The organism is Vibrio sp. B172a, from assembly GCF_030248355.1.
GTDB classification, from domain to species: Bacteria; Pseudomonadota; Gammaproteobacteria; order Enterobacterales; family Vibrionaceae; genus Vibrio; species Vibrio owensii.
Map to the genome: position 1 here is coordinate 1 of NZ_JAHGAC010000037.1, position 22518 is coordinate 22518.

Annotated in this window: 19 protein-coding genes, 1 tRNA gene and 1 pseudogene; 12 read left to right on the forward strand and 9 right to left on the reverse strand. The window is 47.1% G+C overall.

Annotated features, from left to right (window positions below; all coding sequences use genetic code 11):
* The first annotated feature begins 106 nt into the window (after positions 1–106).
* Positions 107–197: transfer RNA gene (locus KIT90_RS26385), tRNA-Ser, on the forward strand.
* 811 nt (positions 198–1008) lie between these two features.
* On the opposite strand, the gene KIT90_RS26390 is transcribed toward KIT90_RS26385, so the two are convergent.
* The 4 genes from KIT90_RS26390 to hemC are packed head-to-tail and all read right to left on the reverse strand — an operon-like array spanning position 1009 to position 5088.
* Positions 1009–2190, reverse strand: coding sequence for a heme biosynthesis protein HemY (locus KIT90_RS26390; protein WP_054824689.1), 1182 nt, complete (start codon positions 2188–2190; stop codon positions 1009–1011).
* A complete protein-coding gene (locus KIT90_RS26395) occupies positions 2190–3401 on the reverse strand; it encodes a uroporphyrinogen-III C-methyltransferase (protein ID WP_285379528.1) in 1212 nt (403 codons plus the stop codon). The genes KIT90_RS26390 and KIT90_RS26395 overlap by 1 nt, the downstream gene beginning before the upstream one ends.
* A gap of 17 nt (positions 3402–3418) precedes the next feature.
* Positions 3419–4147 (reverse strand): uroporphyrinogen-III synthase, encoded by a 729-nt coding sequence (locus KIT90_RS26400; RefSeq protein WP_009705176.1) that lies wholly within the window; start codon positions 4145–4147, stop codon positions 3419–3421.
* Positions 4148–4149: 2 nt separating this feature from the next.
* A complete protein-coding gene (gene hemC / locus KIT90_RS26405) occupies positions 4150–5088 on the reverse strand; it encodes a hydroxymethylbilane synthase (protein ID WP_285379530.1) in 939 nt (312 codons plus the stop codon).
* Between the two features lie 348 nt (positions 5089–5436).
* On the opposite strand from hemC, the gene KIT90_RS26410 reads away from it, so the two are divergent.
* On the forward strand, positions 5437–7965 hold the full coding sequence (locus tag KIT90_RS26410) for a class I adenylate cyclase (protein WP_285379532.1): 2529 nt from the start codon (positions 5437–5439) through the stop codon (positions 7963–7965).
* Between the two features lie 75 nt (positions 7966–8040).
* On the opposite strand, the gene cyaY is transcribed toward KIT90_RS26410, so the two are convergent.
* Entirely contained in the window at positions 8041–8355 is a 315-nt protein-coding gene (gene cyaY, locus KIT90_RS26415; protein WP_005438551.1) for an iron donor protein CyaY, read from the reverse strand.
* Here cyaY and KIT90_RS26420 point away from each other — a divergent pair.
* From KIT90_RS26420 to KIT90_RS26450, 7 genes and pseudogenes are all read left to right on the forward strand, one after another.
* Positions 8335–8546 (forward strand): annotated as a pseudogene (locus KIT90_RS26420) (lipoprotein). The gene cyaY and the pseudogene KIT90_RS26420 sit on opposite strands and share 21 nt — an antisense overlap.
* A 60-nt stretch (positions 8547–8606) precedes the next feature.
* The gene (gene lysA, locus KIT90_RS26425; RefSeq protein ID WP_009705173.1) at positions 8607–9860 is read left to right on the forward strand and encodes a diaminopimelate decarboxylase; all 1254 of its coding nucleotides are present in this window, start codon (positions 8607–8609) and stop codon (positions 9858–9860) included.
* Positions 9861–9870: 10 nt separating this feature from the next.
* Positions 9871–10701, forward strand: coding sequence for a diaminopimelate epimerase (dapF, locus tag KIT90_RS26430; protein WP_285379535.1), 831 nt, complete (start codon positions 9871–9873; stop codon positions 10699–10701).
* Positions 10702–10721: 20 nt separating this feature from the next.
* Positions 10722–11426, forward strand: a complete 705-nt coding sequence (locus tag KIT90_RS26435) for a DUF484 family protein (RefSeq protein WP_373417712.1) — start codon at positions 10722–10724, stop codon at positions 11424–11426.
* Positions 11392–12333: a tyrosine recombinase XerC gene (gene xerC / locus KIT90_RS26440; RefSeq protein ID WP_005430404.1), complete on the forward strand. Its 942-nt coding sequence runs from the start codon at positions 11392–11394 to the stop codon at positions 12331–12333. Before KIT90_RS26435 ends, xerC begins: the two co-directional genes overlap by 35 nt.
* A gap of 12 nt (positions 12334–12345) precedes the next feature.
* Positions 12346–13062: a 5-amino-6-(5-phospho-D-ribitylamino)uracil phosphatase YigB gene (gene yigB, locus KIT90_RS26445; protein WP_285379538.1), complete on the forward strand. Its 717-nt coding sequence runs from the start codon at positions 12346–12348 to the stop codon at positions 13060–13062.
* 138 nt (positions 13063–13200) lie between these two features.
* A complete protein-coding gene (locus KIT90_RS26450; RefSeq protein WP_285379540.1) occupies positions 13201–15687 on the forward strand; it encodes an EAL domain-containing protein in 2487 nt (828 codons plus the stop codon).
* Between the two features lie 108 nt (positions 15688–15795).
* Here KIT90_RS26450 and KIT90_RS26455 read toward each other — a convergent pair whose 3' ends face one another.
* Entirely contained in the window at positions 15796–16392 is a 597-nt protein-coding gene (locus KIT90_RS26455; protein WP_020197742.1) for a tRNA-uridine aminocarboxypropyltransferase, read from the reverse strand.
* Entirely contained in the window at positions 16392–17942 is a 1551-nt protein-coding gene (locus KIT90_RS26460; RefSeq protein WP_285379542.1) for a COG3650 family protein, read from the reverse strand. Before KIT90_RS26460 ends, KIT90_RS26455 begins: the two co-directional genes overlap by 1 nt.
* A gap of 41 nt (positions 17943–17983) precedes the next feature.
* Here KIT90_RS26460 and KIT90_RS26465 point away from each other — a divergent pair, with 41 nt between their 5' ends.
* Entirely contained in the window at positions 17984–18454 is a 471-nt protein-coding gene (locus tag KIT90_RS26465; protein WP_285379543.1) for an EVE domain-containing protein, read from the forward strand.
* Positions 18455–18523: 69 nt separating this feature from the next.
* Here the strand turns inward: KIT90_RS26465 and KIT90_RS26470 are convergent, their stop codons facing one another.
* Both KIT90_RS26470 and KIT90_RS26475 read right to left on the reverse strand, forming a co-directional pair.
* Complete coding sequence (locus KIT90_RS26470) at positions 18524–19348, reverse strand: Cof-type HAD-IIB family hydrolase (protein ID WP_285379545.1); 825 nt, start codon at positions 19346–19348, stop codon at positions 18524–18526.
* Between the two features lie 171 nt (positions 19349–19519).
* The gene (locus KIT90_RS26475) at positions 19520–20509 is read right to left on the reverse strand and encodes an alpha/beta fold hydrolase (protein ID WP_285379548.1); all 990 of its coding nucleotides are present in this window, start codon (positions 20507–20509) and stop codon (positions 19520–19522) included.
* A gap of 65 nt (positions 20510–20574) precedes the next feature.
* Between KIT90_RS26475 and rhtB the strand changes: the two genes are divergently transcribed.
* Entirely contained in the window at positions 20575–21189 is a 615-nt protein-coding gene (rhtB, locus tag KIT90_RS26480; protein ID WP_005430372.1) for a homoserine/homoserine lactone efflux protein, read from the forward strand.
* Between the two features lie 28 nt (positions 21190–21217).
* Entirely contained in the window at positions 21218–22441 is a 1224-nt protein-coding gene (locus tag KIT90_RS26485; RefSeq protein WP_005438532.1) for an EAL and HDOD domain-containing protein, read from the forward strand.
* Positions 22442–22518 lie beyond the last annotated feature (77 nt).

The window sequence follows — 22518 nt, forward strand, 5'->3', positions numbered from 1 at the left end:
TAGGACATCGCCAGGCTTGCTTACTGTTTTTAGATTTTAAAAAATCTAAAGGCAAAACTGAGATTTAGCATTATTTAAGTAAGACTAAATTTTAGTAACAATTTGTGGAGAGATGGCTGAGTGGTTGAAAGCACCGGTCTTGAAAACCGGCATACGTTAATAGCGTATCTAGGGTTCAAATCCCTATCTCTCCGCCACTATTAAGAAGCCTCGCTAGAAATAGCGAGGCTTTTTTCATTTCTGACTTTTGAGAATTAGACGGGATTTACATCAAGTCCAAAGTCAGTCGCGACTTAGGATTAATCGTCCTCGAACTCAGTCACTACAAAGAAAGCCCGCTGAAAAATCAGCGGTTTTTTGTCGCCTCTTGAGCTTGCAAATAGGTGAAGCGATTTGAATCAACCTCCTAACCGAGTACAGCTCCAAACTAGCGCTTCTGCTCTCCACTCAATCAACAGCCTAGTGTTAAGCCGTACTTTGAGACCTTCTATTTTCTTTGTCTTGAAGGGTTATAGAAGCCGCCGTCTTGCGAAAGTGATTGAGCTTTCTCCTCGCCATTCCTATCCCTATCTTCTCAACAAAAGAGCGTTTCTACTCGCTGTAGTATTCAATATGTATTAGAGCGTCTGAGCACCTTTTAATACTTACTACCGATGAACATGACTCTTTGCTTTAGCTTTTATAACAAACGCTATCCAAGCGCTGTATGGGGCCTGTTACTTCTTTGGCTATCACTATGCTGAAGGAGATTTTCCCTCCTAACCATTTAGAACCAATCGCCCTGTCTTGCATGAAGTGAGCGCGGTTGCTTCACGTGGTTCTTAGTGACATGAAGAAGAGCAGTTTGGAATGAATGACAGAAGCTTTGATGATTATTTCTAATAAGGTGTAGGCAGTAGAGGGTTCTCTGCTCTTAGGGGAGTCAGTCGCTACGATGATAGGGCGTGAGAAATTGCAGGCAATAAAAAAGCCGACAGTAAACCGTCGGCTTTTTACTTTCTGAATCGCTTAGTTGTTTTGAACTAGCGTTAGCGCTTTACGAGAGACCTCGTGAGCCGCTTTTGTCAGGTTTTGCTTCTCTAGTGTGTCTGCTAGGTAAGCATAGTCAGAAACGTCTGAGCGAAGTTTTAGCGCAACCTCGAAGTGTTCTTGCGCTTCTTGCCATTTTTCTTGGCGGAAGAAGAAGTGTGCTAATGCACTTTGTGCCGCTGCGTTTTCTGGTTCACGCTTCAAGACACCTTCCAAGAATACGATGACTGGGTGACTATCCGGTAGGTTTAGCTCTGGCAGTAATTGGTAGAGCTCTGGTGTTGGGCTTTTCTTCAGTGCTTCTTTGATTACTGTGAATGCTTCGTTATCTGCTTTACGTGAGATGAGCTCGTGAGCAAAACAACCGATCAAATGAGCGTCTTGTTTTACCTTACGTGGCAAACCGTTCCAGTGTGAGATAAGACCTTCGCTGCCTTGCTGCTGAGCCACTTCGTGTAGCAAGCCGCATTGTGCTTTCTGAACCAGCTCCGCTTGCTCTTCTTCCGTAACCAGTTTGGCTTTGCTTAGCTGAGGCATCAGATCGATCAGCGGTTGCCACAGCTTAAGCTGCATGTAAGTGGTCTTTAGCAGGTTAAGAACAATTGAGTTATTCGCGTACTGACCTTTCAGTGCTTGCAGTGTGTCGAATGCAGATTCGAACTCGTTATCACGAATAAACTGTTTTGCACGAGTCAGTTCTACTGCTAGGTGCGCATTTTCTTGCTGGCTTGCTAGCTCTAGGTACTGGTCACGCTTCGCTTTGTCACCTTGACCTTGCGCAGCTTCTGAAGCCACTAGGTAACACAGAAGAGGCATGTCGTGATGGTTTGCCCAACGTGTTACTTTCTTCTCTGCACCTTTCCAGTCACCTTCAAGCAGCTTGATGATGCCTTCGTTGGTATAGCGACGAGAGCGACGCATTTTGCGCACGCTAAAGTAGTTCCAAGTGCTTGAGCTTGCGTAAACCAACTTCTTGACTAGGTACTCTAAGAAGAACAACGCTGCTAACGCGGCAATCACAAAGATCACTAGAGTAGTGACACTCATCTCTATCGTTGTATTCGCGATTGAGATCAGGACATAACCTTGCTGACCTGAGAATTGAGTGCCAACGAACAGACCGGCACCAAGAACAACAAATAGGAAAATAAGACGAACCATTACTTATCCTCCGTACCTGTCATTGTGGTCACTTCACGACGTAGACGTTCACGAATCACATCAGAGAGTTGGTTTTGGCTTTCTAGCTTCGCAGGGTATTCAACTTGAATGTCTTGCTTGCTCAGTTGGCTCAGTGTTTTGTTGAATTCTTTCACCGAGTTGTCGTCTTGGTTGAAGAATGCCATTGCCCATTTGTCTGCTGTCTCTAGAGAGGTGGTGTAGATTTCACCTTGCTCTTGGTAAACCGCTTTGATTGCCGTCTCTAACTTCGCTTTGATGTTTTCTTTCAAGTAGAAGTGTTGTTGTGGTGACAATAGAGGGATTACGTTGCCGTCACGAGTGCGGAAGGTGATGAAGTTTTCTGAGAAGTCTTTTAATGACGTCATCAGGTTATCTTGCCAGTTTGCAATATCTTCAGACACTTGTTGCTTCTCTACCGCAGCTGCTTCTGGTAGCAAAGCATTCGCAAGTGGCAGTTTGTCGACTTGCTGTTGTAACGCGGTTAGACGCAACACCAAGCCATCACGGTCTACTAAAGGAACAACACGCAACTTAGTAATGTCGTTTGCCATGGCTTTACGCAGACCGACCAAGCTTGGATCGTTCAGCGCAGCGATACGTTGGTCCGCGCTTTCCATCAATTGAGTCGCGCTTTCTACATCGTGCTCTAGGAACAATTTACGACCTGCCAGTTTTACTAGGTAGTCAGCTTCTGCCAGTAGCCAGTCGTTTGGACGACGGCCTTTCACATCAGCGACAGCCAGTTGTAGGCTTTCGATGCTCTTTTGTTGCTGACCCAGTACCACTTCTGCTTTGTGAGTGACAGTGGTCGCTTTTTCAATGGTTTCTTCTTTTACTTGGCTAAGCTCTTGCTTCATTGCTGATTGAGCTTGTTCCAGTTGGCTTTGCAGTTGAGCGATCTGAGTTTGGTATTCAGATTGCTGCTCAAGCATTTTGTAAGTGAGACCGCCACCAAAAATCAGTGATAAGACGATAGCAACAGTACCCAGCTTGACGCCGCGTTTGCCTTGCTTCTCTTCAAATTCAACTTTGTTTGGTTCTGCTGGTTTGGTTGGCTCAGCAGGCTTTGATTTTGCCTTGCTTGGTTCAGATTCCTTCTTAGGCGTGTCTTTTTCAGCTAGCGGTGCCGATGTGGTTTCTTCGGAAAGGTTTTTATCGTTATTCTTTTGGTCGTTATTTTTACTTGTCATGCCTATATCCTGTGTAGCTAGGGCTGGAGAGCAGCCAGTAATTCTTGGTTGGATGCGCTTCCTGTGCACCTGACCTGAGTGAAGCCCCGTTGAATTGCGATGTCAGCGATTCGCTGACTGGGGATATACAACTCTTGTTGATTAAGCCAAGTCAATTGCTCTGACGTCAATTGGCTGCACAAATAATCCAGTTGTTCACCACTGGTGACGATAATCTGGTCGATTTGTTGGGTTTTCCATAGTGAGACACAGCTTACTGGATCGAATGGGATAAATTCTCTCTTATAAGTCTCACTATAGTGAACTTTTGCTCCACGTCTCACCAATGCATCTTTTATCAGCTCTCTACCACCATTGCCACGAAGGATCAGAACTGTTTGTTTTTCTACATTGTTTAGCTCGGGAAGCTGCAACAAGTGCTCACTATCACTGACTTGTGGATAGTGTACTTTCTGTTGGGTACATTTGCTCAAATAGTGTGCGGTTTTTTGACCAACGGCAAGGTATATAGCCTGCTTAGACCATGATTTAGCGTGGTTCTGCAAGATTTGCTCTGCGCATTGCACCGCATGTTGGCTAACAGCAATGATGATTTGAGCGGTTTCAATGTATTTGGAGAGTTGTGTGTCGCTGAGATCGGCGACGATGTCGATCAGAGGATGATGAATTGCAGTTTTGCCGTGCCTTTCGAGCAGAGAGCAAAGCGCCATGCCTTGCTCTCCCGGACGAGTGACCAACACTGCCATGATTATTCGTGGTCTGCGTACAGTTTGGTGAGGATGTCGCGCGCACCGTTTTCAAGTAGCTCGTTAGCCAGTTGAACACCGAGTGCTTCAGCATCTTTGCGGTGACCGCTAATTTCACCACGCACAATTAGGCTGCCGTCTGGTTCACCAACCAGTGCGCGTAGCCAAATGTTGTCACCATCAAGCAGTGAGTAACTGCCGATTGGCACCTGACAACCGCCTTCAAGGGTGAGGTTCATCGCGCGCTCACAGCGTACGCGATCTGCTGTGTCTTGGTGGTTTAGCGGCTCAAGCAGTTTAAGTAGACGTTCGTCATCCACACGGCACTCAATACCTACTGCACCTTGGCCTACTGCTGGTAGCGATTGCTCTGGCTCGATAAAGCTACGGATGCGCTCTTCTAGCTCAAGGCGTTTCAGACCTGCAGCAGCAAGAATGATTGCATCGTATTCACCTGCATCTAGCTTACCTAGACGAGTACCTACGTTGCCACGCAACTCTTTGATAACTAAGTCTGGGCGGTATTCTTTTAACTGACACTGACGACGCAGGCTACAAGTACCTACCACTGCGCCTTGTGGCAGTTCATCAATGTTGTTGTAAGTGTTAGAAACGAATGCATCACGTGGGTCTTCACGTTCACAAATCGTCACCAAGCCAAGACCTTCAGGGAAGTCTACTGGTACATCTTTCATTGAGTGCACCGCAAGGTCTGCACGACCTTCAAGCATTGCCACTTCTAGCTCTTTCACAAACAAGCCTTTACCACCGACTTTGGCTAGCGGTGTATCCAAAATGATGTCGCCTTTGGTCACCATAGTAACCAGCTCAACTTCCAGACCTGGATGAGCGGCTTGAAGTGCGTCTTTTACATAGTGAGCTTGCCATAGGGCAAGAGGGCTTTTTCGAGTTGCAATGCGAATTGGCGTAGATTGTGTCATGGTCTTCTCAATGCTGTTTTAGTTTTGCCTAATCCTACCACTCAACGCGTGAAAGTCTTAATGTTAGTTAGGCTTCTCTTGGTGTCATGAATCGAATTACATGACGTTATGAAAATAGTGTGACTGGATTCTCATTTAGGCTAAGGACTATTATTAGTTATAGGTGAATACAAGCGACACTACTGCGCTATCGATTTTTGCGACTAGTGTGGGGTTTTCAGACCACAACTATTTGCGGGTGGAAATCTTTACCAACCCTGATGAAAGTGTTAAATTGATCACGTTTTTACACCATTTTGGTTTAAAACATCAGCAGATTTTCGTGATTGTTCAACCAAGGAACTTCCCTTGCAGGCTTACACCCAAAAACTTATTCAGCGATTAGATAACCTGAACCAGCAACGGATCGACCGTGCGCTGGCGCTTATGGATTCGCAAAGCCAGCAAGTCTTCCACTTGATTCCTGCCTTGTTGAACTACAACCATCCTGTTATTCCCGGCTACTACGATGCAGACGTCCCTTATGGTGTGTTTGGTCTAGAGCTGAACGAGCTCCAACAGCAATTCCTTGATGATACCCAACTGACAATCGGTCAACCGCTTAGGACGGCAGAGCAACCTGCGATCTTAGGTTTGTATACCATGGGCAGTACCTCCTCTATTGGTCAAAGTACATCTAGTGATTTGGATATTTGGGTGTGTATCTCACCGGAGATGGATAACGACCAACGTGAACTGTTGACCAACAAATGCTTGCTGATCACCGATTGGGCACAAAGCCAAGGTGTAGAAGCGAACTTCTTCCTAATGGATGAAGAGCGTTTTCGTAGCAACCGTTCTGAAGAAATGACCGGCGATAACTGTGGTTCTTCTCAGCACCTATTACTGCTGGATGAATTCTACCGTTCTGCGGTTCGTCTGGCAGGACAGCGTTTGTTGTGGCAAATCGTGCCACCAGAAATGGAAGAGTGTTACGACGAGTACGTTGCACAGCTTTGTAAAGATGGCTACATCAACTGTGATGAGTGGATCAACTTTGGTCAGCTTAACCGCATTCCTGCTGAAGAGTACTTCGGTTCGAACTTGTGGCAGCTGTACAAGAGTATCGATTCCCCTTACAAGTCCGTGTTGAAAGCGATCTTGCTTGAAGCTTACTCGTGGGAATACCCGCACACACAACTTCTTAGCATCGACACCAAACGTCGCTTCTTTGCCCACGAGCCTGACTTGTACGGTATGGATGCGTACTACTTGATGCTAGAGAAAGTAACGCGTTACCTAGAGCGAATTCAAGACGACACTCGTTTGGATTTGGTTCGCCGCTGTTTCTACCTTAAAACCCATGAAAAGCTGTCTCGTGAACCTGATGTAGGTTCTGTAGCTTGGCGCCGTGAAGCCTTGAGCGACATGATTGCGAAATGGGATTGGGATGAAGCGGTATTGGCGGAGCTCGACGATCGCCGTAACTGGAAAGTAGAACAAGTGAAAGTGGTGCACCATGCATTGTTGGATGCTTTGATGCAAAGCTACCGTAACTTGATTCAGTTTGCGCGTCGCAACGACATTACTTCGGCGATCAGCCCGCAAGACATCAGTATTCTTGCTCGTAAGCTGTACGCGGCATTCGAAGTGCTGCCGGGTAAAGTTACCTTGCTTAACCCTCAGATCTCGCCAGATTTGCACGAACCTGACTTGAGCTTTATTGAAGTAAAAGAGGGTGGGGTGAACAAATCAGGTTGGTACTTGTACAAGCAACCACTGATTGCGCACCGCATTCTTGGTCAACCTTGTCTGGAGCACCATGAGTACTTGAGTAAGTTGGTTTCTTGGGCGTTCTTCAATGGTTTGATTACCGAGTCAACACGTTTGCACGCGGTGGTGCGTGAGGCGCAGTTAGACATCGATAAGTTCTACCAAATGGTGAGTGACTTACGTAACACCTTCTCGTTACGCAAGCGTCGCCCAACCATGCAAGCGTTGGGTAGCCCGTGCGAAATTAGTCAGATGGCGATGTTCATCAACTTTGAAAATGACCCAACGGCAGAGCTGTCTGGTCGCTCACTCAAAGTGGATGTTAAGAATACTGATATCTTCAGCTTTGGCCCTGAGCAAATTAACTTGGTCGGCAGTGTCGATTTGGTTTATCGCAACTCATGGCATGAAGTGCGTACCCTGCACTTCAAAGGTGAAACCGCGATGCTAGATGCGTTGAAGACCATCCTTGGCAAAATGCACCAAGATGCGATTCCGCCAGAGTCGGTGGATGTGTTCTGCTACGCGAAGAATATGCGTGGTGTGATGCGTAATATGGTGTATCAGCTATTGGCAGAATGTATCGACTTACGTTTGAAGCCGGTTGAACAAGAAAAACGCCGTCGCTTTAAAGCCATGCGTCTCGCTAACCAAACTTACGGTCTGTTCTTTGAGCGTCGTGGCGTCTCGGTTCAGAAACTGGAAAACTCGGTCGATTTCTACCGCAGCATTTCAACCAATAAGCTGAAAGGCTCGCCGTTGTTGATGCTGGATCGTGAGCAAGAGTATCAACTACCAGAAGTAGTGGATGGCTTTGCCAGTGAAGGTTTGGTGCAGTTCTTCTTTGAAGACACTGACGATGGTTTCAATATCTACGTACTGGATGAGTCAAACCAAGTTGAGGTTTATCATCAATTCAGTGGTTCGAAAGATGAAATGATTGCGTCAGTGAACAGCTTTTACACCTCGGTGAAAGATGATAATCGTGTATCGTCGAAGTTTATTAACTTTAACTTGCCACAGTACTACCAAATTATTCATCCAGAAGAAGGGAACACCTACATTATCCCTTACCGTAATGATGGCTGTACGCCGACTCGCCCAACCAAAGCGGTGAACGCGTAAATCGAACAACAAAAAAGAGCACCTCGGTGCTCTTTTGTCGTTTAGGTGACTGGTCGTCACGAAGACCCATTTGGCTTATGCCCAATCGATCGTTTCACCAGCGTGTTTTTCACACTCTTCTTTCACCATTTCAAACAGTTCCATGCCCGTTTTAGAGCAAGTCCATTTGTTATCGACTAGCTTGAAGTGGAAGCCTCCAGACTTCGATGCCAACCAGATCTCATGCATTGGCTCTTGGCGGTTAATGATGATTTGGCTGCGGTCTTCAAACTCTAATGTCATTACGTTGCCAGTGACTTCGTAATCAATGTCTGCACCTGAATCATCGATGGATTCTTCGATGAGTTGCATCTGCGCATCCACTAGTTGATGAAATTCAGTATCGTTCATCCGTCTATCCTATTGCTTTTCCTGAGTGTGGTGCGATTATAGGGGGCATTGGTTTAATAATCACGATATGCAAAATGAAAAAATTACTTACTGTGTTGTTTGTGATGGTTGCAGCGACACTTGCTGGTTGCGGTCAATCAGGTTCACTTTACATCCCAGATGACGCTCAGCAGAACGAGCAGTCACAATAATTAGCCACCCTTAGGGTGAAATCAGGGTTTAGCAGTCGAATTAATTAAGGGAAGCAAATTTTGGATTACTTCAACTATCAGGATGATGGCCAGCTTTGGGCCGAAGACGTCTCACTTCAAGCTCTTGCCGAGCAGCATGGCACTCCTCTTTATGTTTACTCACGTGCGACGTTAGAGCGCCACTGGAATGCGTTCGATAGCGCTGTGGGTCAGCATCCTCATCTTGTTTGTTACGCAGTAAAAGCAAACTCAAACCTTGGCGTATTGAATGCACTGGCTCGTTTGGGCTCAGGCTTTGATATCGTATCTGGTGGTGAGCTTGAGCGTGTTATCGCCGCAGGCGGTGATGCGAAGAAGGTGGTGTTCTCCGGTGTTGGTAAAACGCCTGCAGAGATGAAACGCGCACTGGAACTGGGCATTAAATGCTTCAACGTGGAATCCGAACCTGAGCTTGAGCGCTTGAATAAAGTCGCGGGCGAGCTAGGCGTGGTTGCACCGATTTCTCTACGAATTAACCCTGACGTAGACGCTAAGACTCACCCTTACATTTCGACTGGTCTACGTGACAACAAATTTGGTATCGCGTTTGACCGTGCGCCTGCGGTATATAAATTTGCTCAGAGCCTACCAAACCTAAACGTTCAAGGTATCGACTGCCACATCGGTTCTCAGCTGACTGAGATTGAACCTTTCATCGATGCAACAGATCGTCTATTAGCGTTGATTGATGACTTGAAAGCACAAGGCATCAACATCCGTCACTTGGACGTTGGTGGTGGTCTAGGCGTGGTATATCGTGATGAATTGCCACCACAGCCTTCTGATTACGCGAAAGCACTGTTAGGTCGTCTTGAGAATCATCAAGATCTTGAATTGATTTTCGAACCAGGTCGTGCGATTGCAGCTAACGCCGGCATCTTGCTAACGCGTGTGGAATTCCTAAAGCACACAGAGCATAAAAACTTTGCGATTATCGATGCGGCAATGAACGATTTAATGCGTCCTGCGCTTTACCAAGCGTGGCAAGATATTGTTCCTGTAGCACCACGTGAAGGTGAAGCACAGACTTATGACTTAGTTGGTCCTATCTGTGAAACGGGCGATTTCTTGGGCAAAGATCGAGCACTAGTGCTGCAAGAAGGTGATCTACTCGCGGTTCGCTCTGCAGGCGCCTATGGTTTTGTGATGTCTTCGAACTACAATACTCGTACCCGAGCGGCGGAAGTGATGGTGGATGGCAATCAAAGCCACCTTGTTCGCCAGCGTGAGGAGCTGACCAGTTTGTGGCAGCTGGAACAGATTCTACCGGAGTAACACACAACAAATGCATTTCCACTTTTCCAAAATGCACGGTTTGGGCAACGACTTTATGGTCGTCGACTGCATTACCCAGAACGTGTTTTTCTCGCAAGATTTGATCCGTCGTTTGTCGGATCGTCACACGGGCGTTGGTTTTGACCAATTGCTCGTGGTTGAAGCGCCTTATGATCCTGAAAGCGACTTCCATTATCGCATTTTTAATGCCGATGGCAGTGAAGTTGAGCAGTGTGGTAATGGCGCTCGCTGTTTCGCACGTTTCGTCCGTTTGAAAGGCTTGACCAACAAGTACAGCATCAGCGTGAGCACCAAGAAAGGTAAGATGATTCTTGATGTTGAAGACGATGGTGAAGTTACGGTGAACATGGGCGTACCTGAGTTCGAGCCGAACAAGATCCCTTTCAAAGCGAAGCAGAAAGAGAAAACCTACATCATGCGTGCAGGCGATAAGACCCTGTTCTGTGGCGCAGTGAGCATGGGTAACCCGCACGTGGTGACCGTGGTTGACGATGTGGATACGGCAGAAGTGGAAACACTCGGACCGCTATTAGAATCACACGAACGCTTCCCTGAGCGTGTGAACGCGGGCTTTATGCAAGTTGTGAATCGCAATCACATCCGCCTACGCGTGTATGAGCGTGGCGCGGGTGAAACACAAGCTTGCGGTAGCGGTGCCTGTGGTGCCGTTGCGGTGGGCATCCTGCAAGGTTTACTGGATGAGAACGTGAAAGTTTCACTTCCTGGTGGTGACCTACGTATTTCTTGGCAAGGTCCAGGCAAACCGCTGTTTATGACTGGTCCTGCAACTCACGTATTTGATGGTCAATTGTCGTGCTAGTTGAAGAGCAAGAAAACCAAATCTCAGAAGTTGAAGCGGATGCGCTGACTGCAGAAGTGGTGGCGCAATATTTAAAAGACCACCCAGACTTCTTTGTTCAGCGCCCTGAATTGGTCGATCGCCTATCTTTGCCACACACAGATTTAGGTACGGTTTCTTTGGTTCACATTCAAATGAACCGCCAGCGCCAACGAATTGAAGATCTAGAAGAAGAAATCACTACTCTGATGTCTTTGGCGGCGAATAACGATCGCACCTTCTACGAGTTCATGGATCTGCAAGGGCAAATCCTTAAGTGTGGTGACTTCAAGCAAGTCATCAACGCCATTGAACTCAAAGCCAAAGACCTTGGTTTGAAGGCGTATGTGCGTCTATTGAGCCAGTGTGATGCTGCGACTCAATTGAGTAAGGAAAGCTACCAACGTTTTGCTACCAACCACTTAAACGGCAAAGAGGCGTACTTAGGTCGTCTGCGTAAAGTGGATCGCGAAGCGTTGTTTGGGGATATGGACGTTCCAGAAATGGGTTCCTATGTGGTGTTACCGCTTGTGAAAAAACAGACGCTTGGCGTACTGGCATTTTCTAGCGAGGATGGCGGTCATTTCCAACCAGATATGGATACCTTGTTTTTGCGTCACCTATCCTTAGTAGTGGCACATCTCGCTCAAACATTGGTATGGCAAAGTCACGATGACGACAACTCCCAACACTCCTCTGCCAAATAGTCTTCAAAAGCCTCTTGAACGCTTCTACGAGTTCCTGCGAAGCGAAAAGGGGCTTAGCCTGCACACCCAACGCAACTACAAACAACAATTGGAAACCATGGCTCACCACTTGGCTGAGATGGGTTTGAAAGATTGGTCGCAAGTCGATGCAGGTTGGGTGCGTCAATTGGCAGGTAAAGGCATGCGTGAAGGCATGAAAGCCAGCAGCTTAGCGACGCGCTTATCTTCTCTACGCAGCTTTTTCGATTTCCTGATCCTACGTGGAGAAATGTCAGCGAACCCTGCTAAAGGGGTTTCGGCACCACGTAAGAAACGCCCACTGCCGAAAAACCTCGATGTGGATGAAGTAAACCAATTGCTCGAAGTGAACGAGGACGACCCGTTAGCGGTGCGCGATCGTGCCATGATGGAGCTAATGTACGGCGCTGGTCTGCGTTTGGCAGAACTGGTTAGCGTCGATGTACGTGATGTTCAGTTACGCAGTGGCGAATTACGAGTGATTGGTAAAGGTGACAAAGAACGTAAAGTGCCGTTCTCTGGTATGGCAACCGAATGGGTTGGTAAATGGTTGCGTGTGCGTGGTGATTTAGCTGCGCCGGGTGAACCTGCACTGTTTGTTTCTAAGTTGGGTACACGAATCTCACATCGCAGTGTGCAAAAGCGTATGGCGGAATGGGGGCAGAAACAGTCCGTTGCGAGCCACATTAGCCCGCACAAATTGCGTCACTCGTTTGCAACGCACATGCTGGAATCGAGCAATAACTTACGTGCGGTGCAAGAGCTATTGGGGCATGAAAACATCTCCACCACCCAAATCTATACCCACTTGGATTTCCAACATTTAGCGCAAGCTTATGATCAGGCGCATCCAAGAGCGCGTAAGAGAAACGACGACAAGTCGGATTAACCAAGGAATCCCATGAAATTCTACCGCCGTATTGCGCCTGTAAAGGCGATGACGTTTGACCTTGATGACACCCTCTATGACAACTACCCAGTGATAGTTCGTATGGAGCGTAAGTTGTTATCTTGGCTTAAACACCATCATCCGGCGGTCGCTCACCTAGATAAAGCCGATTGGTTTGCACTCAAGCAGCGTGTCGTGCAGCAACAACCTGAGCTGAAGAGTGATGTCACTTTGTGGCGTTTAGTGCAGCTCAAGCAAGCCTTCTCTCAAGTTGGGTACGATAACGAAGCAGCGCATACCGCTGCGCAAGCCGCAGTCGAGGTTGCTTTAGATTGGCGTAACCGTTTTGAAGTACCACAGCAAAGCCTCGATGTACTTGCTGAACTCGGGCAAGAAATCCCGCTGGTAGCAATCACCAACGGCAATGTGGATTTAGATAGAATCGGTCTTACGCCTTATTTCCAGCAAGTACTGAAAGCAGGGCCGGATGGCAGCGCGAAACCTGCGCCGGATATGTTCACCAAAGCGCAGCAGTTTCTGGATTTGCCTAGTGATCACATTCTTCATGTCGGTGATCACTTAGTAACAGACGTTCAAGGTGCGAAACTCGCGGGTTTTGCCGCATGCTGGTTCAATGATATGAATAAAAATGTCATTACTCAGGCAAAAACGCGAACGTTACCTGACATTGAAATCAATAACTTGCAGTCGTTACTCGCGCTTTTGTAATCGCTTTCGCATTAATCCATGCAATCTTAATTCTGACCCTAGAAAAGCCGCCTAAAGCCACGTAAATTACTCTCATCAAAGTAAAATAATAAAATCACTTTCATGTGGTGTGGCTTGATGACGGCAGTGGTAGGGTAAATGCGAGCATTCTCTCAACTGGTTCAAAATGTGGATCAGCTTAATGACTTTTTAGTCACTTCTCAGTGTTGTGCAGATAAACGTTATCTGGTGCAACTCTTATCCACCCAATCACGCGACTCCGCCGTCTCGCTCGCACGGGCAATACTCGAAAGATTACCTAACACGCATATCATCGGTCACAGCACCCGTCACGTTATCTTGGAAGGTGAAATCATCAACCATGGCTGCTTAGTGTGTGTGATGGAGTTTGAACAAACCACACTCACGTCGGCGGTTCAGCATTATTCCTTCTCGCCAGATATCGATGGCTACGATCTCAAGCAAGCTTTACAACTGCAAGATAACTCCAAAGCCATTATTAGCTTTTCTGTCCAAATCGAACGCCGTGATTATCCGGTGTATCGCGTATTTGATGCCGACGGTCCGAAGGTTTCTGGCGGTTTGGCTCAAACCATCGATGACGGTTGTTGGGTTCTGCATCAAGACCAAGTTTATGATGAAGCGGTTGTCGCGGTTGCCTTGCACAGCAATACTTTGAAAACATGGACTAGTGCGTATTCTGAGTGGAACCCAATCGGCATGCCGCATAAGGTTACTCACGCCAAAGGGACGCGCTTGTATCGCTTGGGCGAGCGTAAAGCGTTGGAAGTGTATAAACATTACCTTGCTGATGGGCACGACCTGACGCTTAATCAACTGCTGAATTTCCCACTTTATCGCGAATCCATTGGGCAAAAAGAGGTGTGTGCCGTGACGGAAATCCATCCCGACGGCAGCATGAGCTTCGATCGCCCTTGGTGTTTGGGTGATGAAGTGCAGTTCTGTTACAACCATCCTTCGTTAACGCTTGAGCAAGTTCGCCATGGAGTGGTGGAGCTTTCCATGCATCAACCTGAAGCCGTGATGATTTATAACTGCGCATCGCGACTTGATTTTATTGATAGCAGCGATGAAGTTCGTGCCTTCATGGACATTTCTCACACGTCGGGCAGTTACTGCATGGGCGAGTTGTACGGCGAGAATCACCAACAAGAAATTCTGCACCATAGCCTGACTTACTTGGCGATGCGTGAAGGGGATGAAGTTACTGCGCTTAACATGCCACAGCAAGAAGTGAGCACTTCTATCTCTCCCTTGTTTAGCCTGATTCGCAATGCGATTGGCGATCTAAACAACATGAATGCTCACATGGGCTATCAACTCGATCGTCAAGCGAAAAAGCTAGAACAGAGCTTCCGCCGAGATAGTCGTACAGGATTACAAAATCGTGTTGCGCTACAAGAGCGTTTGATCAGCATTGATACCGATGAGCATTTACTGACACTTAAACTGCTTAACTTTAGCCATATCAACGAAAAGTACGGTTATCGCGTTGGCGATCAGCTGCTGAAAGACTTGTCGATGCACTTTAGCAATCGCCTGCGTAAACGCCTTGGTAAACCGGCTGCGCTGCAACTTTATAGCATTGGTGTTGGTGAGTGGGCGTTCTTATTTAAAGCTGACACCAGCAGTGAAGCGATCAAGCAACACTTTACTCGCTTTGCTGATGCGGTTGAGCAAACCAACTTTGAACCAAGTGGCTTACGAGACATTGATTACCTTTCGATTTCATTGTGCGGTGGCTTAGTTAGCCGTCGTGATTTTCCAACGGCATCGCCGGATGAATTGCTCCTCAAAGGCATTGAGGCACGAAGAGCAGGGGTGCGAAGTAATACTCACATCTGCAATGCCAAAGACATTGAGGTTAATGAAGATGTGCGAAAAGAGCAGTTGGGTTGGCTTAGCTGTGTGAGCCGCGCCATCCTCAAGCAGAACATCATTACCTACAGTCAGCCAATTGTGCACGCCTATAGTCATCGTCCAGCGAGCCAAGAGTGTTTGGTGCGTATCATGGAAGAGGATGGCAGCATCATTGCACCGGGGCGTTTCTTGCCGATTATCTCTGATACGCATTTATACACGCGTTTGAGTCGTCACATGATTCGCTCAACGCTCAACTACATGAAAGACCAGCATGGTGACTTCTCAATTAACTTGTCACCTCAGGATTTACTCAGCGATAAAACCTTGATGTTGCTTGAACATGCTATTACTCAGCTGAACGACCCAAGACGGATTGGTTTAGAAGTCTTGGAGTCGGAGCAAATCAAAGACTACGGGCGAATGATTGAGGTGTGCAGTCACTTTAGAAGCCTAGGCGCTCGTATCATTGTGGATGATTTTGGTTCGGGTTACTCCAATATTGATGAGATCCTCAAGTTAGAGCCAGAAGTGATTAAGCTCGATGGCAGTTTGATTCGCTATATCGACAAAGACCAAAAGCAGCGCAAGATTGCCTCGCAGTTGGTGCGTTTGTGTCAGGTATTTAATGCTAAGACCGTCGCGGAGTTCGTGCATAACAAAGAGGTGTGTGATATTGCTCAGGACATGGGTGTGGACTATCTGCAAGGTTATTACTTAGGTGAACCGACACGTTTGTTTTAATGTGCTTTGCTCTAATTGAACTAAAGAGCTCTAATGTTTTGTTTCACGTGAAACAGCATCCAATAAAAAACGCAGCGTTAAAGCTGCGTTTTTTGATTCTTAAGGGCGTTAGACTTTGAATTCGTGACCACTTTTCTCGGCTTGGAAACGAGGAAGGTATTGCTCGAAGAAGTCCAGCATCTGTTGCTGGTTTTGCTCTTCACCGAGTTGCCCCAGCAATTGTGCAGCTACTTCAAAGGTACATAGATTACCTTCTTGCTGGTTGCGACGCAGTTGATATTGGGAATCGGCTTGAGTGGCTAAGCCCATCATAGCGACGCCCTCTAGCCATCGGCTTTTATTGATCATCTTGCGCGCCTCTTGCCAAGTCGCATCAAGAATGATGTACAACGGTTGTCTGTCTTGCTCGGTACTTTGTTGCTGTACTTGTTCAAGCGTTAGGCTCTCTTCACTTGGGAATAGCAGTACTGGCAGCAGGCTTGGATTCGCTAGCGTTTCTAACAACTCTGCTGGTGGCGTTTTTCGGTCCCAAACGACTTGAGTGACATTCAGTTGGCACTGGGCGAGCAGTTTGCCAGTGTTAGTATCGCGCGTCAGTTCATTAGGGTGCATTAACAGCATCAGCGATTGTTCACTGCTTAACTCAGGCAGCAGTGAACAGATGCAGTTGAACTGGAAGCCACAATGTGGACAAGGCTGCGCCATTACAAGCGCACTCCATCACGAACAGGGCTGATGCCATCTGAGAACAGACGCACGCCGCTGACTTGTTCTTTGTTCGCTTTTGGCGCCAAGCTTGGGTTGATTGGGTAGCTCACGCCTGTGTATTGCATCACGTGTTGCCCCGGCGTTGCGCCGCCACCGCTGACATTGAAAATCAGGTCACGCCAGCCGTGCGAGGTTTGTTGACCAAGCATAATTGGGCTTTGTACTAGCGTCATGCGGCTATTGAAACGCCACTCTTTCTCGTGGTTTTCGAATATCAGCAGAGTACAACCGCCAGAGCCACACCAATCAAGTTGCACTAGTAATTCTTCATCACCATCGCCATTCAGATCATAGGTCAGCCAACGGTATTGGTTATTGCTTGGGTTGGTTTGATTAATGAAAAAGTAGTTGCGTACCGCAGCGTCCACTTTTGAGTTGAAGTCCGCACTGGAAGGAACATCAGCAGCGCCAATTGGATCGTTGTTGCGTTCGGCTGCTGGTTGTTCTGTGCCTGAGTTACGCACTGTTGCTGGATATAGCACTAAACCCCCATCGGCAATGGGATAAACCAAATTGCCCACTTTCTCTTTGACTGCTTTCAGCTGGTTGCCTTCGCGAGTAAATAGGCGCTCGGTCATTAAGCGTTGTTGCTGGTGGTGAGTCATCAATACTTGTACTTGCGATGGGCTCAGCTGTTGCCAGTAGCCGCGTTCAATCAATGGGGGTTGCCCGTCTGTATAGCTGTATTTGGTTGTCGCACTGTGGTCGCTGTTGAGTGTCATTTGCACTTCGAAGCCTTGTGACTGGGTCGATGTCGCCACGTAAGTGTTCACCCACTCGAGTGTTGAATCTACGTTGGCCGCCATACCACAACCTTGATAGGTTTTATCGTCATGCTCTAGTGTCGCTTTCCAGCCGTAAAGAGAGTTGCTCATGGTGTCTGAACACAAGTTCTCTGTCATGCGTAGCTCACCATCGTTAAGTTGATAGGTGCGTTGGCGAGGTTGCAGTTTGCTGCTGTCGATTTCGAGCGTTTGTGTCGACTTGCCCATTTGCTGGAACTTGAGTGTGTTGCCTTCAAAGCTGGCTGACCATGATGGCTCGTTACCAAAGATACGTGTTGGTTTACTGGTTTGTTTGCAGCGTTGTGGGTTTTCTGTGGTGAGGAAGTTTACTTGTTCTACCACGAAGTTCGCGTCGAAATCTGCAGAGAAACCATCAACACCAGGAGGATTGAGGTGACCAATCACTTCTCCATACATGGTTTGATAAGGTTCATTGGTTAATGCGATGGCTCGTTGTACCTGTTGTGGTGACAGTTGCAGCCAGTATTGTTTGTCGCTACCACAAGGTGTGATGTACTGGCTTTCATGCCCAATCACGACTTCACCACGCAGCATAAAGGTTTGAGGTAAGATGGTTTCTGGCTTATCTAAGGATGCAGGCGGAGTTGTTGGTGTGTCTGCATCGGACTGCTGTGGTTGCATGCTACATGCTTGCAACCACAGCAGTGTGGCTAATGCCACTGGGTTTTTCAAAGCCTTCATGTTATATCTTCCTCATTACTCAATCTGCATCGGATGGCATTATGGCATATTGGTTATTTAAAACAGAACCAGATACCTTTTCTATTGACACGCTTCGAACCCAAAAGGTTTCATGTTGGGAGGGAGTTCGTAATTACCAGGCGCGTAATATGATGCGTGACCAAGTCAAATTGGGCGACTTGGTGCTGATTTACCATTCCTCTTGCAAGAACGTGGGTGTGGCAGGTATTGCCAAAGTGACCCGTGAAGCGTATCCCGATCATTTCCAGTTTGACCTAGAGAGCGATTATTACGACCCGAAATCCGACCCAGAAAGTCCACGTTGGATAATGGTGGATATTGAGTTTGTGCGTAAGACTGAACGCTTGATTCCGTTATCGGTCATGAAGGCGATGCCAGAGTTAGAAAACATGCCATTGGTGAAACGCGGTAATCGCTTATCGATCATGCCGGTGAGCGAAGAAGAGTGGCAAGCAATCCTCGGCAAAGAGAAGTTGCCGAGTCAGCGATAAAATAAAAGGGCTGCATAGTGCAGCCCTTTGTAATTTTGCCGATAACCTGCTGTTGGTAGCCAATACAGGTTATAGCAGATGATCTTGCAGGTAGTGTGCAACCGCATCGTCGGAGTTGCTGCCGATCACTTCATTGTTTGGTAGTGCTTTCATCACTTTCTCGTGGGAGGTGCCCATCACCAAACCTTTACCCGCCATCGATAGCATTTCTACGTCGTTCATGCCGTCACCAAACGCGATGGTGTTTTCTAGTGTCAAACCAATTGATTCTGCCACTGCTTTTAGAGCGTCACCTTTAGAAACACCCGCACTCATTACTTCCAAACACCAAGGTGTTGAGAATGCGATGTTTAGTCGATCGCCAAACTGTTCACGCAGCTTCGTTTCGAAGGTAACAAGGTGTTCATGGTCTTGCGCTGGGTGGGTGAAGAACACTTTTGCAATGCCGTCGGTTGGCGCATTGTCTTGGTCGTACAACTTGTAAGTGAACTCTTCATGGAAATCACGCAGTTGTTCGTCGTCTTTGTTCAGCAACCAGTCGTCGTTTTGGTACATGTGGATAAGTATTTCAGGATCCGTTTTGATCGTGTCGATCACTGGCTGCACCAAATCTTCCGGTACGTTCTGGCTGTACATCTCTTGATCATTCTGGTCGTGCACACGTGCACCGTTTGAAGTGATCATGTAAGCCGGAATACCTACCGTGCGACGAATGCTTGCGACGTCTACGTGGTGGCGACCCGTTGCAAAGACAAATGTGTAGCCTTGTTCATGCAGCGCTTTGAGCGTCTCTTTCGAGTAAGCGCTTAGCTGGTGGTTTGGTGCGAGTAAAGTGCCATCCAGATCTGAGGCAACGATTTTAGTGATCTCTTTGCAAGGTAGCGATGTGCTCATGAAGCCCTCGTAAACGGTTCGGATAGAGTAGAACAGGTTGATTGCACACGGAGCGCAGTAGATTGACTAGGTCGTACTGCTCCGAGTGCGGGGAACATGATGAAGTTTACGCCAAAATAAGGAGGAAAAAGAGGGTAAATCGCAGACCTCGTATTTCCTCTTTAATTCATTTTATGCGCTTTGAGCACGCATAAAGGAAAAGACAGCGTCCAGAGCTTGATTACGATACTGGTCTTTTTCGAACAAAATTTCGTGCTCTGCACCAGCAATCGAAACTAGGTTGGCATTGGGGTTGGTCTTACTTAGCTTATCGATAAAGCGTTGCTGCGCGGCGTTACTCACGATGCGATCATTGCCTGACTGAACCAATAAAACCGGAACTTTAATTTGGCGTGTCAGCAAAATACATTGCTTAGCAGCCATTAAACCTTGCCAAACCCAGCGAGTGCTTGGCCCACCAACTTGCAGCTCGGGTTTGTCGTTGTATAAGCCACGAAACCAATGATAACGATCGTAGCTTTGGCTAAGGGGGTTATCTTCAAACGGTTTTGTGTAATACGCCTTATGTCCCGGAGCATAGCTAGGTTTTGTCGAAACTGCCGCTAAGATTTGGCTGACCGGAATCGCGATAGGGCTGAGATACCACGGTAGGTTGATACCAAACATTGGGGAACTCAGAATCAAACCATCAAAGTTGTGCTCTGGATGTGTTTGCAGGTAGCGTGTGGCGATCGCGCCGCCCATTGAGTGAGCAATGATAAAGCGCTTTTGGTATCTGCTTAAATCAAGCTGCTGCAGTACTAATTCCATATCTTCAATGTAATCATTAAAGTCATAGACGTGACCCATGTCTGAGTCTGGAATTAGGCGATCTGATAAACCTTGTCCTCGGTGGTCAAACGAATACACGTCATAACCCTGTCGGTACAGGTCGTAGAACAGTTCTTGGTATTTCCAGGAAGCTTCAATGCGACCGTTGACGATCAGCACGGCTTTTGTGTGCTCAGGATTGGTGAGTTTGCACCAGTAGATTTTCTTTTTCTCTGTCCCTTTTACAAAGCCTTCTTGGCGTTCTTGCCAAAGTGCTGCGATCGGACCACCTATTGCTTGCTCAAATAAAGTCTCTTGAGTATAAGTCAAAGGTGAATGGTTAATAGCCATTAGTCGATTACCTGAAGATACGTTGTTTACGCGATGTATCATCGAAGAATTATTGAGGAAATGCAATGGATACCCACGTTTGGTTAGCCTATGTGGTAACAGCAATCGTTTTTAGTCTGGCTCCGGGATCTGGTACCGTCAACTCAATCAGCAATGGTTTGAGTTACGGCACGCGCAAGTCATTGGGTGCTATCGTTGGTTTACAAATCGGTTTGGCGATTCATATTGCTCTGGTTGGTGCTGGTATCGGTGCGTTGGTCGCACAATCGGCAACGGCATTTACCGTGATCAAGTGGGTGGGTGCGGCTTACCTTGTGTGGCTTGGCATTCAAAAGTGGCGTGATACGTCCGGCTTGGTTGCAACCGAAAGCCACAAAGCCATGTCAGGCACTTCTCTGTTGTACAAAGCCATTCTTATTAACCTGACAAACCCAAAATCGATCGTCTTCTTGGTGGCACTGTTTCCACAGTTTATCGACCCAGCGAAAGACCAATTGACGCAGCTATTGGTATTGGGTGTGACCACAGTAACCATTGATGCGTTTGTGATGCTGGGTTACACCAGTTTGGCTGCACAAATGGGGCGCTTTATTCGCTCAGATAAGATCATGGGCAAAATTAATAAAGTATTCGGTTCAATGTTCATGGGATGTGGTGCATTATTAGCGGCAGCTAAGTAACAAATTATAAAAAGCACAATAATTTCGAATGAAAAATGCGTATGTCGCCCGCCAGCCTATCTTTAATCGAAAAAGACAGACGCTGGGATATGAGTTGTTGTTCCGTGATGGTGAAAGTAATGCCTATCCTGCACACATCGATTCAAACAGGGCGACATACCGATTGATAGTAGAGAACTTTCTCTCTGTCGGAACCAATCCTCTGATTGCATCTTCGCGATGCTTCATCAATTTTCCTCACCAAAGTTTGCTGCGTCGGCTGCCAAGAAGTTTGCCGAAAAACAAAATCGTGGTTGAGGTACTCGAAACCTGCCAACCAACCGATGAACTGCTTGAAGCCATTCGCGAACTGTACCGTGAAGGCTACTTGATCGCGCTCGATGATTTCACTTTGACTGACGAATGGCGTCGTTTTCTGCCTTATGTTCATATCGTGAAACTCGACATCATGGCGATGGGGCTGAAAAATGCGTGCGATTTAGTTAAGAAGCACACCAAAAAGCGCACCAAATACCACTTCTTGGCTGAGCGGGTCGAAACCGAAGCCGAGTTTGAAGCGACTAAAGAGGCGGGCTTTAAATTCTTCCAAGGTTACTTCTTCAGTAAGCCGGAAGTGATGCAGACTAAATATGTGAGCCCCGAGCAAGTACTGGCACTTAAGTTATTTAGAGAAGTGTGTGTTCCCGATCCTGACTTCGATCGGATTGAAAACATCATTACTCAAGATGTCACGCTGTCGTACAAGTTACTGCGTTTTGTAAACACGCAATCGACCACATTAGAAGTGACCATTACTTCATTCCGCCAAGCTTTGATTTACCTTGGGCAAGAGAAGCTCAAAATGTTTGTCTCGCTGGTGGTGGCCTCTTATATCTCTAGTAAGAAGCCGCGTGAGTTGTACAACTTATCTTTGCAACGCGCTCAATTCTGCGAAGCCATGTCGCGCTATCAACCTCTTTCGCATCTCAACGAGCAGGGTTTTATGGTTGGCTTGTTGTCGATTCTCGATGCCATGCTCGATTTGTCTGTCGAATCTTTAGTTGGCCAGTTACCGTTAAGTCCTTCCGTGCAGCAAGCTTTGTTGCATCGCCAAGGTGAATACGGCGCGTTACTGGCAATTGAAGAGTGCTACGAGCGTGCAGACTGGGCTGGCGTGGAGCAATTCTCCCAGCAACTCGGTCTTTCTGTTGATGATGTGAAGTCTGAACTTGGCGAAGCTGTGCGCTGGAGTCAGACCTTTTCTGGCGCCTAATCTGATCAAATATTAAACTTTTATTACAGTCGGGCACGATCGCTTGACGGCATCCCATTTTTAAATAACTATATACG

Coding starts and splice junctions, on each gene's coding strand:
- hemC (WP_285379530.1), bottom strand. CDS start 5,088: ATGACACAATCTACGCCAATTCGCATTGCAACTCGAAAAAGCCCTCTT.
- KIT90_RS26465 (WP_285379543.1), top strand. CDS start 17,984: ATGGCATATTGGTTATTTAAAACAGAACCAGATACCTTTTCTATTGAC.
- KIT90_RS26470 (WP_285379545.1), bottom strand. CDS start 19,348: ATGAGCACATCGCTACCTTGCAAAGAGATCACTAAAATCGTTGCCTCA.
- KIT90_RS26455 (WP_020197742.1), bottom strand. CDS start 16,392: ATGGCGCAGCCTTGTCCACATTGTGGCTTCCAGTTCAACTGCATCTGT.
- KIT90_RS26395 (WP_285379528.1), bottom strand. CDS start 3,401: ATGACAAGTAAAAATAACGACCAAAAGAATAACGATAAAAACCTTTCC.
- cyaY (WP_005438551.1), bottom strand. CDS start 8,355: ATGAACGATACTGAATTTCATCAACTAGTGGATGCGCAGATGCAACTC.
- rhtB (WP_005430372.1), top strand. CDS start 20,575: ATGGATACCCACGTTTGGTTAGCCTATGTGGTAACAGCAATCGTTTTT.
- KIT90_RS26390 (WP_054824689.1), bottom strand. CDS start 2,190: ATGGTTCGTCTTATTTTCCTATTTGTTGTTCTTGGTGCCGGTCTGTTC.
- yigB (WP_285379538.1), top strand. CDS start 12,346: ATGAAATTCTACCGCCGTATTGCGCCTGTAAAGGCGATGACGTTTGAC.
- KIT90_RS26400 (WP_009705176.1), bottom strand. CDS start 4,147: ATGGCAGTGTTGGTCACTCGTCCGGGAGAGCAAGGCATGGCGCTTTGC.
- KIT90_RS26485 (WP_005438532.1), top strand. CDS start 21,218: ATGAAAAATGCGTATGTCGCCCGCCAGCCTATCTTTAATCGAAAAAGA.
- KIT90_RS26460 (WP_285379542.1), bottom strand. CDS start 17,942: ATGAAGGCTTTGAAAAACCCAGTGGCATTAGCCACACTGCTGTGGTTG.
- xerC (WP_005430404.1), top strand. CDS start 11,392: ATGACGACAACTCCCAACACTCCTCTGCCAAATAGTCTTCAAAAGCCT.
- KIT90_RS26475 (WP_285379548.1), bottom strand. CDS start 20,509: ATGGCTATTAACCATTCACCTTTGACTTATACTCAAGAGACTTTATTT.
- dapF (WP_285379535.1), top strand. CDS start 9,871: ATGCATTTCCACTTTTCCAAAATGCACGGTTTGGGCAACGACTTTATG.
- KIT90_RS26450 (WP_285379540.1), top strand. CDS start 13,201: ATGCGAGCATTCTCTCAACTGGTTCAAAATGTGGATCAGCTTAATGAC.